The 16,455-nt window shown below is 66.6% G+C and carries 16 protein-coding genes; 4 read left to right on the top strand and 12 right to left on the bottom strand.

Translation table 11 applies throughout. The annotated features are described in order from the left end of the window. Positions 1 to 3 precede the first annotated feature (3 nt). The 5 genes from OKW76_RS01955 to OKW76_RS01935 all read right to left on the bottom strand — a co-directional run bounded on the left by OKW76_RS01955 (position 4) and on the right by OKW76_RS01935 (position 6,031). The gene (locus OKW76_RS01955; protein ID WP_265550647.1) at positions 4 to 984 is read right to left on the bottom strand and encodes an aminoglycoside phosphotransferase family protein; all 981 of its coding nucleotides are present in this window, start codon (positions 982 to 984) and stop codon (positions 4 to 6) included. Continuing rightward, complete coding sequence (gene tsaE / locus OKW76_RS01950) at positions 969 to 1,415, bottom strand: tRNA (adenosine(37)-N6)-threonylcarbamoyltransferase complex ATPase subunit type 1 TsaE (RefSeq protein WP_265550645.1); 447 nt, start codon at positions 1,413 to 1,415, stop codon at positions 969 to 971. Before tsaE ends, OKW76_RS01955 begins: the two co-directional genes overlap by 16 nt. Continuing rightward, complete coding sequence (locus tag OKW76_RS01945) at positions 1,412 to 3,757, bottom strand: sensor histidine kinase (protein ID WP_265550643.1); 2,346 nt, start codon at positions 3,755 to 3,757, stop codon at positions 1,412 to 1,414. Before OKW76_RS01945 ends, tsaE begins: the two co-directional genes overlap by 4 nt. A 165-nt stretch (positions 3,758 to 3,922) precedes the next feature. Further along, complete coding sequence (gene ahcY, locus OKW76_RS01940) at positions 3,923 to 5,344, bottom strand: adenosylhomocysteinase (RefSeq protein WP_265550641.1); 1,422 nt, start codon at positions 5,342 to 5,344, stop codon at positions 3,923 to 3,925. Positions 5,345 to 5,470: 126 nt separating this feature from the next. Further along, a complete protein-coding gene (locus OKW76_RS01935) occupies positions 5,471 to 6,031 on the bottom strand; it encodes a YqgE/AlgH family protein (protein WP_265552711.1) in 561 nt (186 codons plus the stop codon). Positions 6,032 to 6,148: 117 nt separating this feature from the next. On the opposite strand from OKW76_RS01935, the gene OKW76_RS01930 reads away from it, so the two are divergent. From OKW76_RS01930 to OKW76_RS01915, 4 genes are all read left to right on the top strand, one after another. Beyond that, positions 6,149 to 6,631, top strand: coding sequence for a peroxiredoxin (locus OKW76_RS01930; protein WP_265550639.1), 483 nt, complete (start codon positions 6,149 to 6,151; stop codon positions 6,629 to 6,631). An 81-nt stretch (positions 6,632 to 6,712) separates the two neighbouring features. Beyond that, positions 6,713 to 7,105, top strand: coding sequence for a hypothetical protein (locus OKW76_RS01925; protein WP_265550637.1), 393 nt, complete (start codon positions 6,713 to 6,715; stop codon positions 7,103 to 7,105). A gap of 130 nt (positions 7,106 to 7,235) precedes the next feature. Then, on the top strand, positions 7,236 to 8,672 hold the full coding sequence (locus tag OKW76_RS01920; protein ID WP_265550635.1) for an AMP nucleosidase: 1,437 nt from the start codon (positions 7,236 to 7,238) through the stop codon (positions 8,670 to 8,672). Positions 8,673 to 8,735: 63 nt separating this feature from the next. Further along, positions 8,736 to 9,875, top strand: coding sequence for an SDR family oxidoreductase (locus tag OKW76_RS01915; RefSeq protein ID WP_265550633.1), 1,140 nt, complete (start codon positions 8,736 to 8,738; stop codon positions 9,873 to 9,875). A 21-nt stretch (positions 9,876 to 9,896) separates the two neighbouring features. Here OKW76_RS01915 and OKW76_RS01910 read toward each other — a convergent pair whose 3' ends face one another. The 7 genes from OKW76_RS01910 to rplS form a co-directional block, all read right to left on the bottom strand. Beyond that, the gene (locus tag OKW76_RS01910) at positions 9,897 to 10,655 is read right to left on the bottom strand and encodes an alpha/beta fold hydrolase (RefSeq protein WP_265550631.1); all 759 of its coding nucleotides are present in this window, start codon (positions 10,653 to 10,655) and stop codon (positions 9,897 to 9,899) included. Beyond that, on the bottom strand, positions 10,655 to 11,068 hold the full coding sequence (locus OKW76_RS01905) for a type II toxin-antitoxin system VapC family toxin (RefSeq protein WP_265550629.1): 414 nt from the start codon (positions 11,066 to 11,068) through the stop codon (positions 10,655 to 10,657). The genes OKW76_RS01910 and OKW76_RS01905 overlap by 1 nt, the downstream gene beginning before the upstream one ends. Beyond that, complete coding sequence (locus tag OKW76_RS01900; protein WP_265550628.1) at positions 11,069 to 11,332, bottom strand: hypothetical protein; 264 nt, start codon at positions 11,330 to 11,332, stop codon at positions 11,069 to 11,071. 40 nt (positions 11,333 to 11,372) lie between these two features. Continuing rightward, positions 11,373 to 12,398, bottom strand: a complete 1,026-nt coding sequence (locus OKW76_RS01895; RefSeq protein ID WP_265550626.1) for an aspartate-semialdehyde dehydrogenase — start codon at positions 12,396 to 12,398, stop codon at positions 11,373 to 11,375. A gap of 101 nt (positions 12,399 to 12,499) precedes the next feature. Continuing rightward, complete coding sequence (locus OKW76_RS01890) at positions 12,500 to 14,764, bottom strand: DPP IV N-terminal domain-containing protein (RefSeq protein WP_265550625.1); 2,265 nt, start codon at positions 14,762 to 14,764, stop codon at positions 12,500 to 12,502. A gap of 81 nt (positions 14,765 to 14,845) precedes the next feature. Beyond that, positions 14,846 to 15,874 carry an AI-2E family transporter gene (locus OKW76_RS01885; RefSeq protein WP_265550622.1) on the bottom strand — a complete coding sequence of 343 codons (1,029 nt, stop codon included), beginning with the start codon at positions 15,872 to 15,874 and terminating at the stop codon, positions 14,846 to 14,848. A gap of 191 nt (positions 15,875 to 16,065) precedes the next feature. Beyond that, complete coding sequence (gene rplS, locus OKW76_RS01880) at positions 16,066 to 16,455, bottom strand: 50S ribosomal protein L19 (protein WP_265550621.1); 390 nt, start codon at positions 16,453 to 16,455, stop codon at positions 16,066 to 16,068.

Below are 16,455 nucleotides of genomic sequence, written 5' to 3'. Positions count from 1 at the left end.
GTGTCAGGCTTCCAGCAAGGTCGGGTCGCCGCGCTTGGCGGCGGGGATGTTGGCGTCGAACCAGTCGGCAACCGGGCGCAGCGCCGGATGCGCCAGATCGCGGTGCAGATAGTCCCACACGCGCGGGCACAAGGTGGGATAGCGCGGCTTGCCATCGCGTTTCCACAGGCGGGTGAAGATGCCGATGATCTTGGCGTTCCGCTGCGCGCCGAGCACATGATAGGCGGTTTCGAACGAGCGGTCGGCACCGGTGGTGCGACGATAGCGATCGAGCATCGCCGCCTCCAATGCTGCAGGCACGTCGCGCCGCGCATCCTGCAGCAACGACACGAGGTCATAAGCGGGATGCCCCGCCAGTGCGTCCTGGAAATCGAGCAGCCCCAGCGTCTCGCTGCCCTCGATCAGCATCAGATTTTCGGCATGATAGTCGCGCAGCACGGTCACGATCGGCGCATCGCCGAGCGGCTCGAGCACCTGCGCCCAGGCGGCGCGGTAGCTCTCCAGATCGACCGTCATCCCGATCGCAGGGCAATACCATTCGACCAGCAGCCCAGCTTCGCGCTGATATTCGGCCATGTCATAGGGCTTGAGCGCCATCGGCGCCTCACGATGCAGACGCACCAGCACGTCGATCGCGGCTTCATAGAGCCGCAACTCGCTTTCGGGCGCGGCATCGGCGGTCTCGCGCATCCGCGCATTGCCGAAATCCTCGATCAGCACGAGCCCTTCGCCGAGCTCCTCGCCCAGGATCGCGGGCGCCGCGAAGCCGCGTTCGCCGAGCCAGCGCGCGACCGCCAGGAACGGGCGCGGGTCCTCGTGCGGCGGCGGCGCGTCCATCAGGATCGCGCTGCGCCCGGGCGCGACGACGCGAAAATAGCGGCGGAACGAGGCATCGCCGGCAAGCGGCTGGATTTCGGCATCGTCCCACCCGACCGAAGCCAGGAACGGGACGGCGGCGGCAGGCGGGTTCAAGTCAGGGGCCATCGCGCCCTCCAAGCCGCCGGCACCTGCGCTGTCAAGACGCGCGCGTCGTCCTCGGCCACCACAAGCGTCAGCGCGAGTGCATCATGCCACCAATGCGCGCCCGCGCGCTCGGGCCATTCGACCAGCAACGCCGAATCATGCCGCGCATCGTCGAGCCCGAGTTCGAGCAGCTCGTCCTCGTCCTCGATCCGGTACAGGTCGACGTGCAGCACCGGCAGCGCGAGCTCGGGCGGGGCATAGGGCTGGACGATCGCATAGCTCGGGCTCGGTGCTTCGCCCGCCAGCCCCAGCTCGGCGAGCAACCCGCGCGCGATGCTGGTCTTGCCCGCCCCCAGCGGCCCGCTCAACGTGACGACGTCGCCCGGCGCCAATACGCGCGCAAGCTTGGCGCCGAACGCGCGGCTCTCGCTATCGCCGACAAGCCGGATCATGTGCGCGGCAACGCGATGGTCACCAACGTCCCCTGTCCCGGCTCGGACACCAAGCTGATCGTCCCGCCATGCGCCTCGACGAACTGCTTGGCGAGCGGCAGCCCGAGCCCCAGCGCGCGTTCGCCGCTGCCGTTGAAGCCATGCCGCGCGAACCGATCGAACGCGCGCGCCTGGGCCTTCGCGTCCATCCCCGGCCCGTCGTCGGAAACGACGATCCGTGCGCCCTCGTCGGTGCCGTCGACGTGGAGCAATATCCGGCCCCCCGGCGGGGTTTCGGCCAGCGCGTGGCGAAGCACATGCTCGATCGCCTGGCCGATCCGCCGGACATCGCCGGTCACCACGCCCGCGCTCTCCTGCGCCTCGACCGCAAAGTCGATCGCCTTGTCCGCCGCCGCCGCCGCCAGCCCCGCCGCCACCGCCTCGGCCGCGGGCTTGAGGTCGATCCGCTCGCGGACCGGGGGTGCGTCGCCCTGGGTCAGGTCGAGCACGTCGTCGACCAGGGTCCCCAGCCGCTCGACCGATTCGAGGATCGCCGCGGTGTAGCCGCTGCCGCTTTCGCTCAGCGGCCCGGCATAGCCCGCATGCAGCATCTCGGCGAACCCCTTGATCGAGGTCAGCGGCGTGCGAAGCTCATAGCTCATATTGGCGACGAACTGCGTCTTGACCTCATCGGCGGCAACCAGCGCTTCGTTGCGGTCGCGCAGCGCCTGTTCGATCCGCTTGCTGTCCGAGATGTCGAGCATCGTCAGCAGCGCGTTGCCGTCGGGCAGGGGCACCGCGGCGAATTCGAAATGGCGTCCGTCGGCAAAGGCGACGCGCCCGCCGCGCTGGAGCCGGTCGGCAGTCGCCGATCGTACCAGCTCGGCGATCAGCATCGCGCGCTCGGGTTTGGCGAGCCGGTGCGCCGCCTCGCGCGCCAGCGCGTCGACGCGCGGATGGGTGGCGAGCAGCAGCGTCGAAAAACCCCAGACGGTGCGGAACTTGTTGTTCCACAATTGCAGCCGACCGTCGGCGGCGAACACCCCCACCGCCTCGAACAGATTCTCGGTCGTCGCGGTGCGCACGCGCAGCAGCGTGTCGCGCGCGCTCGCCAATTGCACCTGCTCGGTGCGGTCCTCGAAGATGATCAGCAGCCCGCGATCGGGCAGTGGCTGCGCCACCACGCGCAAATGCGTGCCCCCCGCGAGGTGCCAATTCTCCTCGATCGACGCCTCGGCCGAGCGAAACCATTCGCGCCGCTCGGCCTTCCAGCCGGGAAAGTCGCGGACCTCGGGCAAGCGCCCGGCCTCGCGCATCCGTTCGATCACGCGATCGAATTCGGGGCGATCGGCGAGCCATTCGCTGCGCATCGCGAACATCCGCCGGAACGGCTGGTTGCAGAACACCATCGCGCGATCGGGGCCGAACTGGACCACGCCGGCCGAAATCCGGTCGAGCATCGCGCGCTGCGCCTGGCCGAAGCGCTTGATGCCGCTGCGCGCCTGTTCGAGCTCCTCGATATCGATCGCGAAGCCCGCGGTGCCGCCATCGGCGAGCGGCACGTCGTGGACTCGCAGCATCCGCCGCGCGCCGGCGATCGTCGTCGGCATCGCGCTGATCTGCGGCGCTCCGGTATCGCGGGCGATCGCCGCCTGCGCCATCGGCCCGCCGAGCGCCGATCGTTCGATCAGCTCGACCTGCCGTGCGACCACATCCTCGCCATCGCTGGCGTCGACCGCGTGGACATAGGCGGTGTTCACCATCGCCAGCCGCAGGTCGTGCCCGCGATACCACATCGGCATCGGCGCCGCCTCGATCAGCCCGGTCAGCGCGGTATAGGCGTCCTCGAGCCGCTGCGCGCGATCGGCGAGCCGCGCGACCTCGCCCTGCATCTCGGTCGCATCGAAGAACCAGACGAGCACTCCGCCGGTCGCTCCCAGCGCATCGGGCGCGCGCTCGCCCACCGCAAGCATCAGCCGCGCCGATCCTTGCGCGCGCACCGGCAAGCGAAATCCGCGCCCCGCCTTGGCAGCGACGTCGATCGCGTGCGCGAGCGCGTCGCGGTCTTCGCGCACCAGCCCCTCCTCGCCCGCCGACAGCCCCGCGACATCGCGCGCCGGCGCCTGCAGCCCCAGCCAATCGGCAAGATGGCTCGACAGCTCGACCTGGCCGTCGGCGCGCACCACCATCGCGCGCGCCGGCGCGGCGCGCACCAGCGCCCACAACCGCGCATTGTCGCGCTCGCCCGCACGCGCGCGCGCGCGGAGCGCCAGCCCGGTATAGAGCGCCCATCCGGCGCACCCCACCAGCGCAGCCAGCACCATCCCGGCAAGCACGACCTGCCAGATGCCCGTCTCGATCATGTCCGGCCGCCCCGAACCGACGCCCTGCCCCGCCCTCGCATCATGGCATAGCCCTAGAACGCAGCGGCGGTGCGCGGAAGGGGGCGCCGCCGCCGATCGCGCGACGCGCAAATAAAAAGGGGCGCCGGTGGATACCGACGCCCCTTCTCTACTCGGTTCGACCGATCAGTAGCGGTAGTGATCGGGCTTGAACGGCCCTTCGACCGGTACGCCGATATAGCCCGCCTGCTTCGGGGTCAGCTGCGACAGCTGGACGCCCAGCTTCTCGAGATGAAGCGCGGCGACCTTTTCATCGAGATGCTTCGGCAGGACATAGACCTGGTTCTGATATTCATCGCCCTTGGTCCACAATTCGATCTGCGCCAGCACCTGGTTGGTGAAGCTTGCCGACATCACGAACGAAGGATGGCCGGTCGCGCAACCCAGATTCACCAGCCGGCCCTTGGCGAGCACGATGATCTGCTTGCCGTCGGGGAACTCGACCAGGTCGGTGCCGGGCTTCACTTCGGTCCACTTGTAGTTCGACATCGCGGCGATCTGGATCTCGCTGTCGAAGTGGCCGATGTTGCACACGATCGACATCGGCTTCATCGCCTTCATGTGATCGGCGGTGATGACGTCGGCATTGCCCGTCGCGGTGCAGAAGATGTCGGCGCGCTTGACCGCCTCTTCCATCGTCACGACCTCGAAGCCCTCCATCGCCGCCTGCAATGCGCAGATCGGATCGATCTCGGTCACCATCACGCGCGCGCCGCCGTTGCGCAGCGACTGTGCCGAGCCCTTGCCGACATCGCCGAAGCCGGCGACGCAAGCGACCTTGCCCGCCAGCATCACGTCGGTGGCGCGACGGATCGCGTCGACCAGCGATTCCTTGCAGCCATACAGATTGTCGAACTTCGACTTGGTGACGCTGTCGTTGACGTTGATCGCCGGGAAAGGAAGCTCGCCCTTCTTGGCGATCTCGTACAGGCGGTGGACGCCGGTGGTGGTCTCTTCCGAGACGCCCTTCAGGTTCTTGACCGTTTCGGTCAGGTAGCCGGGATATTTTGCGACGAACGCCTTCAGCGCGCGCTGGAACTCGACTTCCTCGTCATTCTCGGGCTCGCCCAGCGTCGCGCCGGCTTCGAGCTTGGCGCCCCACAGCGCGAACATCGTCGCGTCGCCGCCATCGTCGAGGATGATGTTGGCGGTCGTACCGTCGGTGTCGGCACCCCAGTTGAAGATGTCGCCGACATAGTTCCAATAATCGGCCAGGCTCTCGCCCTTGATCGCGAACACCGGCACGCCGGTCGCGGCGATCGCGGCGGCGGCATGGTCCTGCGTCGAGAAGATGTTGCACGTTGCCCAGCGGACGTCGGCGCCCAATGCGGTCAGCGTTTCGATCAGCACCGCAGTCTGGATCGTCATGTGCAGCGAACCGGTGATGCGCGCGCCCTTCAGCGGCTGCGACGCGCCGAATTCCTCGCGCAATGCCATCAGGCCGGGCATTTCGGTTTCGGCGATGTCGATTTCCATCCGGCCGAAATCGGCGAGGCTGATATCGGCGACGACATAATCTTTGGTGTCGAGAACGGGGGCGGTGGCCACTGGAAAATCTCCCGGGTCGTGAAAAGAGGCCGGCAGGCGCAAGTCGCCCGTCGGTGCTGCCGCTTCCCTAGCCAATCGACCCGCCAAACGCAAACTCAATATAAAGATATCTTTATATGTGTTCGGTCAGGCGCTCCCCGCGCTGCTCGCGAGCAGCCGCGGGTCGATCCCCGCTTGCGAAAACCCCGCCTCCCAGCGCGCTTCGGCGGGGGTGTCGTAGAGCAGCGAGACGTCGCCCGGGGTATTGAACCAACCGTGGCGCGTCATCTCCCCATCGAGCTGCCCTTCGCTCCAACCGGCATAGCCGAGCGCCACCAGCCATTGCGACGGCCCGGTCCCGTCGGCGATCGCGCGCAGCACATCGACCGTGCCCGACAGCACCCAGCGGCCCGCGACGTCGATCGAATCCTGCCCGCCCCAATCGTTCGAATGGAGCACGAAGCCGCGCTGGGGTTCGACCGGGCCGCCGAAATGCACCGGCGCATCGCCGACGATTCCAGGCTCGATCTCGAACTGGCGCAGCACGTCGCCGAGCGTCAGCCCGTCGATCACCGCGCCGATGCCGACGCCGAGCGCGCCTTCGTCGTCATGGCTGCACATGGCGATCACCGCGCGGTCGAAGCGCGGGTCGCCGATGCCGGGCATCGCCAGCAGGAACTGGCCGGTCAGATAGGGGGTCTCGTCGATCATCGGTTAAGCATATGTCCCCTGGCTGCGATCCGCCACCGCTTGAAAACGCACAGTCGCGCCCCGAAGTGCCGCGCACCGCGCCGAGTGGGCGCATTTCACGGGAGCATCGACACCATGGCCATCGCAATCGGCGAGAAACTGCCCCAAGCCACCCTCGTCAAGGCGACCGAAGCCGGTCCCGACCAAGTCACCACCAGCGACTTCTTCGCCGGCCGCCGCGTCGCATTGTTCTCAGTTCCCGGCGCCTTCACCCCGACCTGCTCGGTCAAGCACCTGCCGGGCTTCATCGAGCGCGCCGATGAGATCCTGTCGAAGGGGATCGACGAGGTCGCCTGCACCGCGGTCAACGACGCGTTCGTGCTCGCGGCGTGGAGCAAGGCCAACGAAGCCGATGGCCGGGTGACGATGCTCGCCGACGGCAACGGCGAGTTCGCGCGCGCGATCGGCCTCGACACCGACAGCTCGGCCTATGGCATGGGCCAGCGCGGTCAGCGTTATGCGATGATCGTCAACGACGGCGTCGTCGAACAGCTCCATGTCGAAGCGCCCGGCGAGTTTAAGGTGAGCTCGGCCGACTATCTGGTCGACAAGCTCTAAGCCCGCCCGCGGGGGCGATGCTTGGCCGCAAGGGAACAACATCGCCCCCGTAACGGTTTGCAGGTGCGAAGGGAGAAATTCATGACTACCGAGAGTTTCCAGAACGACACCAATGCCGCCAACGACACCGCCGAGGGCAAGGTCGCCCAGCTCACCGACGCGGCTAGCAAGCAGCTGTCGAAGGCGAGCGACGCTACCGTCAAGGCTGCGGGCGCTGCGCGCGACAAGATCGAATCGGCGACCGAGACCACCGTCGATTCGGCGCGTCGCCATCCCGTCGCCGCCGCTGCGATCGTCGCGGGCGCTGCCGCTGCGGTTGCCGGCGCTGCGTTCGGGGTCAGCAAGCTGATGGAAAAGCAGAAGGCTTCGCCGGCGAAGCCGAGCACGCCCAAGGCGCCGGCTGCGCCCAAGAAGCCCACCGCACCGCGCAAGACCGCGGCGAAGAAGCCGGCGAGCACCACCCCCAAGGGCTGAGCCGCTGACGAACCCGTCGGGGTCGGCGCACCGGGGACCACCCCGCGCGCCGGCCCCGATTTGCGTCTGGGTATCGCCACGCCGTCCCCCACGTCTTGCCAGCGTAACGCGCGCGCGATAGCCGCTTGGGATGACACAGGCATCCGACATCGTCGCCGAACTCGATCGGCTCTACCGCGCCTCGGTGGCGCGCCTCCAGGCGGCGCTCGGCGCCTATCTCGCCGACGGCACGACCCCGCCCCCGCAAAGCCGGACCGACGGATCGTTCGCCTATCCCGAAATCCGCGTCCGCTACACCGGCGGCGCCGAACGCCCGACCCCGCTGCGCTCGTTCGGGCGGCTCGTCACCGCCGGGGACTATCGGATCAGCGTCACCAAGCCGGCGATGTTCGCGGACTATCTGGTCGAGCAGCTGACCCTGCTGATCGAGGATTATGCGGTCGAGGTATCGGCGGTCGCGGGGACGCAGGAAATCCCCTTCCCGTACGTGCTCGACCCCGGCCACGCGCTGCAGCTCGACGAAGTATCGGCGCTCGAACTCGCACGCTTCTTCCCCGCCACCGAACTGGCGCATATCGGCGACGAAATTGCCGATGGCCTATGGGTCAGCACCGACGAGACGCGTCCGTTGGCGCTGTTCGACGGACTGCGCACCGATTTCAGCCTCGCGCGGCTTCGGCATTACACGGGCACCCCGCCCGAGCATGTCCAGCGCTACATCCTGTTCACTAACTATCACCGTTATGTCGACGAATTCGTCCAATGGGGGTTGGGCCAACTCAATACCGACAGCCGCTTCACCGCGCTGTCGGGCGCCGGCGGGCTATATATCGAGGCAGGCGGCGATCCCGACCAGATCGTTACCGACAGCGCGTGGCGGCGGCACCAGATGCCCGCCTATCACCTGATCGCCCCCGACGGCACCGGCATCACGCTGGTAAACATCGGCGTCGGGCCGTCGAACGCCAAGACGATCACCGATCACCTCGCGGTGCTGCGGCCCGAGGCGTGGCTGATGATCGGCCATTGCGGCGGCTTGCGCCCCAGCCAGCGGATCGGCGACTATGTGCTGGCGCACGCCTATCTTCGCGACGACCATGTGCTCGACGAAGTGCTGCCCCCCGCGATTCCGGTGCCGGCGATCGCCGAGGTGCAGCTCGCGCTCGCGCGCGCCGCCGCGACCGTCTCGGGCCAGTCGGGCGACGACCTCAAGCGCCGGCTCCGCACCGGCACGATCGTCACGACCGACGATCGCAATTGGGAGCTTCGCTTCTCGGCCTCGGCGCTGCGCTTCTCGCTCAGCCGCGCGGTGGGGATCGACATGGAATCGGCGACGATCGCCGCGCAGGGCTATCGCTTCCGCGTACCCTACGGCACCTTGCTGTGTGTCTCGGACAAGCCGCTCCACGGCGAACTCAAGCTGCCGGGCCAGGCCAACCGCTTCTACGAACGCGCGATCAGCGAGCATATGCGGATCGGCATCGAGGCGTGTGAGGAATTGCGCCGAGAGGGCGACAAGCTGCACAGCCGAAAGCTGCGCGCGTTCAACGAGCCGCCCTTTCGTTGATCTTGTTGGGAGAGCCTGGCGACCTCGTGCGTTGACCAGGCAAATCTCAGCAGGAGTTTCAGCATGGCCACCGCACTCAAGCCGCTCGCCGAACAGACGATCGTCATCACCGGCGCCTCGTCGGGGATCGGTCTCGCGACCGCGCGCCGTGCCGCACGTGCCGGCGCGCGGGTCGTGCTGGTTGCGCGCAACGAGGATGCGGTGCGCGAGGCGGCCGAGGGAATCATCCTCCGCGGCGGCAAGGCGGCCTATCTCACGCTCGACGTCACCGATGAGGATGCACCGCAGCGGATCGGCGCGCTCGCCGACCAACGCTTCGGCGGCTTCGACACCTGGGTGAACAATGCCGCGGCGGCGATGTATGCCGAACTGCTCGACACCAGCATCGAGGGGCATCGCCGGGTCTTCGAAGTCGGCTATTTTGCGTTGGTGCGGGCGTCGCTGTTCGCGGTGCCCCGGCTCGACGAACGCGGCGGCGGCGCGCTGATCAACATCGGCTCGGTGCTGTCCGAACGCGCCATCTCGCTGCAGGGCGCGTACAGCGCCGCCAAGCATGCGGTGCTCGGCTTCACCGAAGCGCTGCGCACCGAGGTCGAAGCCGCGGGCAAGCCGGTGTCGATCACGCTCATCAAGCCCGCGGGGATCAACACCCCCTATCCCGAACATGCGCGCAACAAGATCGGCGCCCCCGCCCGCATCCCGCCGGTCGTCTACGATCCCGAACTGGTCGCCAAGGCGATCTGCTTCGCCGCGGCCAACCGCAAGCGCGAGCTCACCGTCGGCGGGGTCGGGTTGATGATCTCGGGGCTTGGCAATGCGATGCCGCGGATGACCGATCTGGTGATCGAAAGCTTCATGGGCCGCACCGCGCAAACGATCGACCAGCCTGCCGAGGCCGGTGCCGAAGATAATCTGTTCGAACCACGCAAGGATGGCCGCGAGCGATCGAACCAGGACATTTATGTCCGCCGCCAGAGCGTGACGCTCGAAGCGCAGATGCGCCCGCTGGCGGCTGCGACAATGATCGCTGGCCTCGGCGCCGCCGCCTATCTGCTCACCCGCAAGCCGCAGCCGCCGGTGTTCGCCGTCCAGGCGACCGGCGCGCACCAGCCCGATGGCACCGATTCGAGTGCGTCGTTCGCCGCCGGGATCGCCGATGAAAGCACGATCCCCGAAGTGCAGCCTTCCGTTCGTACCGAGTAGCCGCCAGCACGAACGGCTGCCTCAGTCGCGCAGGAACGCCGCTAGCGCATCGCCCATTTCGGGCTTGGTCACCGAACTCATATGGCCGCCGGGCACCTCGACCAATGTCGCGTTGGCGAGCAGGGCGGCGAGTTCGGCGTGTGACCCGTTATCGTCATCCTCTTCGCCCGCCAGCACCAGCACGGGCTGCTCGACCGCCAGCACCTGCTCACGCGAGCTATCGACGAAGGTGTCGATCACGTGGCGCAGCGCCACCGGATCGCCCTTGGTGGTCTTGAGGAACGCCTCGACCATCCATTTGGGCGATCCGCGTTCATAGCTGCCCAGATTGTCGAGGATGTCGCGGAAATGCCCCGCGCGGCGATGGGTGTCGAGCAACCCCTCGAGCCCCATGCCGGCGAACACCACGCGCTTCGGCGCGGGCACGATCCCGCGCGCTATCATCCGCATCGCGGTGCGCGCGCCGAGCGAATAGCCACCCAGGTCGTAATCGGTCAGCCGCAGATGCGCGATCAATGCCTCGCCATCCATCGCCAGCGCATCGGATGGATAGGCCGAAGCATCGTGTGGCCGATCGCTGTGCCCGTGCCCGCGAAGGTCGGGCATGATCACCCGCCGCCCCGCCGCGGCGATCTTTGCCGCATGCCCATAGCGCACCCAATTGGTATGCGCGTCCGACATATAGCCGTGGATCAGCACGACGGGCCGCCCCTCGCCGACCTCGGTCCAGGCGATCTTGGTGCCGTCGAAACTGGTGAAATGGTGTTGTATGTGGGACATCAAACCTCGTCGAGAAGTTGAAGGGGATGGCCGCGCGCAGCCTGCCGAACGGCATCGGCGAAGCGCTTGTCCGCAGTGACCAGGATAGCGCCGACGTCGATCGCCAGCGCAAGATACAAGCAGTCATAAAATGCATGCTGCAGCGTCAGGGCGAGTTGCATGGCGGACGCGATATGGCGTTCGGCGGGATAAAGATCGTGGAAGAAACGCGGTAACGTCTCAACGCCCTCGCTCGCGTCGCCTGCGGTCATTTCGCCGCGCGCTACCTTGTTCAACAGCGCATTCGCAACCTCGGCAACGATCCAATCGGGAGCAACCAACGCACGCGGATCGCCGAGAATTTTCTCGGCCGCTTCACTGCCGGGCTCTTCGACCAGCCACTTCACTGCAACGCTGGCATCGATGACGAGCATTTATTCGCCTGGGTCCAGCCTACCCGCATTGGTATCGCGCGCCTGCCGCAGGAAGGGCGTGCTGTCCGACGGCACGCCGTGCGTCCGCAGCCGTAAGCCGCGCGAAAGGGCGGTCAGTGCTTCGACATCTTTCGCTCGTTTCGGCGCATGCGTCTCGATCACTGTCCGCAACTCGGCTTCGAGCGACGTCTGCCGCTCGACCGCCAGCGCACGATACGCGGCCAGCGTTCCGGGCTTGAGCTTGCGGACGAGCGCTTGTTCCATGTCGCGATGATAGCACGACGCTATCATCGCGACAACGCCTTCAACCCTTCTTCAAATGCCGCCGCCCCAACAACTCGGCGATCTGCACCGCGTTCAGCGCCGCGCCCTTACGCAGATTGTCCGACACGCACCAGAAGGCCAGACCGTTCTCGACCGTCGGGTCTTCGCGCACGCGGCTGACATAAGTCGCATAATCGCCGACACATTCCACCGGCGTGACATAGCCGCCATCTTCGCGCTTATCGACGAGCATGATCCCCGGTGCCTCGCGCAACAGGTTCTGCGCGTCCTCCGCCGAAAGCTCTCGCTCCATCTCGACATACACCGCTTCGGAATGGCCGACGAAGACGGGCACGCGCACGCAGGTTGCGATCACCTTGATCTTGGGATCGAGGATCTTCTTGGTCTCGACCACCATCTTCCATTCTTCCTTGGTCGAACCGTCGTCGAGGAAGCTGTCGATGTGCGGGATCACGTTGAACGCGATCTGCTTGGTGAACTTGCGCGGCTCGGCGCTGTCGCCGACGAAGATGTTGCGGCTCTGCTCGAACAGCTCGTCCATCCCCGCCTTGCCCGCGCCCGACACCGACTGATAGGTCGCGACGACCACGCGAAGCACCTTGGCGGCGTCGTGCAGCGGCTTGAGCGCCACCACCATCTGCGCGGTCGAGCAATTGGGATTGGCGATGATGTTCTTGGCCTTGTAGCCGTCGATCGCCTCGGCATTCACCTCGGGCACCACCAGCGGCACATCGGGGTCCATCCGATACAGCGACGAATTGTCGATCACGACGCAGCCGGCTGCGGCAAAGCGCGGCGCGTGGATCGCGGTCGCTTCGCTGCCGATCGCGAACAGCGCCATGTCCCAGCCGGCGGGATCGAAATGCTCGATATTCTGAATCTTCAGCTTGCGCCCGGTCTCGCCATAATCGGCCAGCTCACCCGCCGAGCGCGACGATGCCAGCACCGCGATCTCGTCGGCCGGAAACTCGCGCTCCGCCATGATGTTGAGCATTTCGCGCCCGACATTGCCGGTCGCGCCTGCGACCACCACCCGATAACCCATGATCCATTATCCCGTATTAGGCGCGCGAACGGCGCGGCCCGCTGTTTACGCGGGCGCGCTCCGATTGAAAGACCCTTTCGCTAGGGCATGCCCAAACGCAACTATCGCGCTGGCTTGGTCACCACCTCGCGGTCGAGGAAGTCGAAGATCGTCCCCCACAGATGCTGGCTCACCCCCGCGCCGCCGACGCGGTGCGTCTGGCCGGGGTACAGCATCACCTCGAACGGCCGCGCATTCTGCTGCAGCTTGGCCATCATCACCGTCGAGTGTTCGAGCACGACATTGTCGTCGGCCATGCCGTGGATCAGCAGCAGCGGATCGGCGATCTTGCCCGCATCCTCGACGGTGTTCGAGGTTTTATAGGCATCGGGCACGACGCGCGGATCGCCCATATAGCGTTCGGTATAGTGCGTGTCGTACAGGTCCCATTTGCTCACCGGCGCGCCAGCGATCCCCGCAGCGAACACGCCCGGCGCCGCCTCGAGCATCTTGAGCGTCATGTAGCCGCCATAGGACCAGCCATAGGTCGCGATCTTGTCGGGCGCGACGAAGGGCTGCTGCTTCAGCCAGTTGGCGCCTGCCACCTGGTCGGCAACCTCGACGCTGCCCATCGCGTGGTACAGATGATCCTCGAACGCCTTGCCGCGATTGGCGGCGCCGCGATTGTCGATCTGGAACCAGATCCAGCCGCGATCGACGATCATCTGCTGCAACGCCCCGCCCCAGGCGCGGCTGACCGTCTGCGAATGCGGCCCGCCATAATGCTGGAAGAACACGGGATACTTCTTGCCGGGCTCGAGCGGCGGGGTCATCATTTCATAGTGCAGCGTGGTGCCGTCCGGCCCCTTGAACGTGCCGAAGCTGCGCTCGCGATGGCTCGCCAGGAACGGCGCATAGGGGTGATCGCCTTCGACGCGGTTCTCGCTGATCCACGACAAGCGCTTGCCCGCCGCGTCCGCCAGATAGCTCTGCGCCGGCTGGTTGATGTTCGACCGGGTGATGATCAGCCGGGTGCCGCTCGAATCCATGCTCGCGCCATGCCACCACCCCGCCTCGGTCAACCGCGTGACCGCACCCGGCTTGGCGATGTCGACGGTGTAGAGGTGCCGTTCGAGCACGCCGTCCTTATTGCCCAGGAAGGTGATCCGCCCCTTGGCCTGGTCGACGCCGACCACATCGGCGACTTCCCAATCACCCTTGGTAAGCTGCGTCCATTTGCCGTCGCGGAAGCGGTACAAATGCCCGTGCCCGTCACGCTCGGACCACCAGATCAGGCTGCCGTCGTTCAGCGCGCGAAGCCCGTTCGACAGATTCACCCAGCTACGCTCGCCCGATCGCTCGGTGAACAACACGCGCGACTTGCCCGTCGCCGGATCGACGCGAAGCATATCGAGCGTCTTCTGGTCGCGGCTCTGGCGCTGCACCAGCAATGCTGACCCATCGGGCAGCCAATTGACCCGCGCCAGATAAATGTCGCGCTCGGGCCCCAGATCGACTTTCACCTGCCCCGACCCGTCGGGCCGCATTACATATAGTTCGACCGCGACATTGTCGGTCCCCGCCTTGGGATAGCGCTGGTCGTACACCGTCGTGCCCTCAGCCCCGATCGCCGCGCGGCTGACGATGCCGACCGGCGCTTCGTCGAACCGTTCGACCGCGACCAGCCGGTCGCCGGGCGACCACCAATAGCCGGTCGAGCGATCCATCTCTTCCTGCGCGACGAACTCGGCCTCGCCCCAATGGACGGTGCCCGCGCCATCCTTGGTCACCTGCCGCGCCTCGCCGCCGCCCAGCGGCTGCACCCACAGATTCTGGTCGCGCACGAACGACACATAGCCCCCCGCCGGACTAACCACCGGGTTGAGTTCGCCGCCCTCGGTCTGCGTGAGGCGCCGCACCTGCCCGTCGAGCGTCGCGAGGTACAGATCGCCGTCGAGCGGCACCAGAATCGACTTGCCATCGGGTGCCCAATCATAGGCGACGATCCCCGCCGATCCGCCGATCCGCGCGCGCTCGCGCTGCATCTTCTCGGCCTCGGACAATTCAGCACCGCTGCCGACCTGCTTCGAATCGACCAGCATCCGCCACTCGCTGGTCGCGGTATCGAGCGCCCACAGATCGAAACGGTTCGGCTCGTCGGCACGCGCGCGCAGCAGCGTCAGCAGCTTTCCGTCGGGCGACAGCTTCACCGCGCGCGCGCTCTGGCCGTTGAGGTCGGGGCCAGAAAACACCCGGTCGATCGTCAGCGCCCCGCCATCCTGCTTCGCCACTTGCGTCGCCACCTGTGCCTGCGCCGCCACCGGATCAGCCGCCATCGCCAGACCGCTCACCGACGCGAGCGCAATCCCAACCAACCATTTACGCATTCCTCGAACTCTCCGGTGACGTTGCCCGACGAACGCGGGACTCGGCGCCGTTATCGCGAGCCGCGGCGGCCGCGTAAAGCCTTACGCCCCGTGATCGATCCCCGGCACCTTCACGTCGTGCCCCAGCGCGTCGCGCGTCCACAGCATCGTCACCAGCGTATAGAGCACCACCGCGAGCGGCGCCGACACGATCACCCCTAGCACGCCGAAGAGCGATCCCAGCCCCGCCAGCGCGAACAGCAGCAGCGCCGGCGGGATCGACACCGCGAAGCGCTGCACCAGCGGGGTCAGCAAATTTCCCTCCAATTGCTGCGCGACCATGTACACCGCAGTGGCAGCCAGCCCGGTTTCGGGGCTCTGCGCGAACGCGAGCAATATCCCGGGAACCGCGCCGATGAACGGCCCGACCAACGGCACGAAATTGGCGAGGCCGACGATCACCCCCAGCGCCGCGGCCGAGGGCACGCCGACAAAGGTCAGCCCGACCCCCACCAGCGTTCCCACCGCGACCATCGTAACGAACTGCGCGAGCAGATATTTGCGCAGCGCCAGCCCGCTCGCCCGCAACGCTTCGGCCACGCGCGGCCCCTCGTTTTTGGGGAACAGCTTGGCGAGGCCGCCGGCATAGAGCCCGGGTTGCAGCGCCAGATAGATCGCTGCGATCACTACAAGCACCAAATTAGTTGCTGCGCCGACCGCGCCAAAAGCGAAGGTCAGCACACGCCCAGCGACATTCTGGATGTCGGGGGTGTTCGACAGCATCGATCGGAAGAACGGGATGCCCGCCGCCCATTGCTGCGCGCGGGCGATCGCGCCGGGCAACTGGTTGCCGACGATCACAAACTGTTCACCAAGCTGCGCGCCGAACAGCGACCCGGCAAGCCACAGCAGCGCGACGATCGCTGCCAGCCCTAGCAGCGTCGCGGGCGTATCGGGCATCCCCATATGCAGGAACGGCAGCGCGGCCGATCGGATCAAGGTGGCCAGCAGGATCGCCGCAAAGATCAACAGGAACACGAACGACAATTGCGTCAGCAGCATCGCGACGCCGACCAGCAGCAGCACGATCAACGTATTGCGCACCACGCGTCCCTGGTCCGAACTGCCCATCTTTTCCCGCTTTCCAACGCCCTGCGCCAATCGCTACGCGGCCCTGTCAGCAGCGTAACGACCGCCTGCCGTGCTTGATCCACATGGCCCGACAAAAGCAACACGCCGGCAAAAGCAACGCTCCGGCAAAAGCAAAAGGGCGCGGCAGCCGAAGCCACCGCGCCCTTGGGCGACCGTCAAGCCCGCATCGATTACTCGGCAGCGGTGGTCTTTGCCGGACGCGGATCGCGGCGCTCGGCGATACGCGCCGACTTGCCGGTACGACCGCGCAGATAATACAGCTTGGCGCGCCGCACGACGCCGCGACGCACGACTTCGATCGACTCGATGTTGGGCGAGTAGAGCGGGAAGACGCGCTCGACGCCCTCGCCGAAGCTGATCTTGCGCACGGTGAAGTTCGAACCCATGCCCTTGTTCGAACGCGCGATGCACACGCCTTCGTAATTCTGGGTACGCGTACGCTCGCCCTCGACGACCTTCACGCCGACCTTGAGGGTGTCGCCCGCGCGAAACTCGGGGATGGTCTTGGCCGCCGCGAACTTCGCGATCTGTTCGGCCTCGATCTGCTGGATGAGGTTCAT

This window comes from Sphingomonas sp. S1-29, from assembly GCF_026167545.1.
In the GTDB taxonomy this organism is placed as follows: Bacteria; Pseudomonadota; Alphaproteobacteria; order Sphingomonadales; family Sphingomonadaceae; genus Sphingomonas.
The sequence above is the reverse complement of the archived record's forward strand: the minus strand, read 5'-3'. Positions and strand labels throughout refer to the sequence as shown.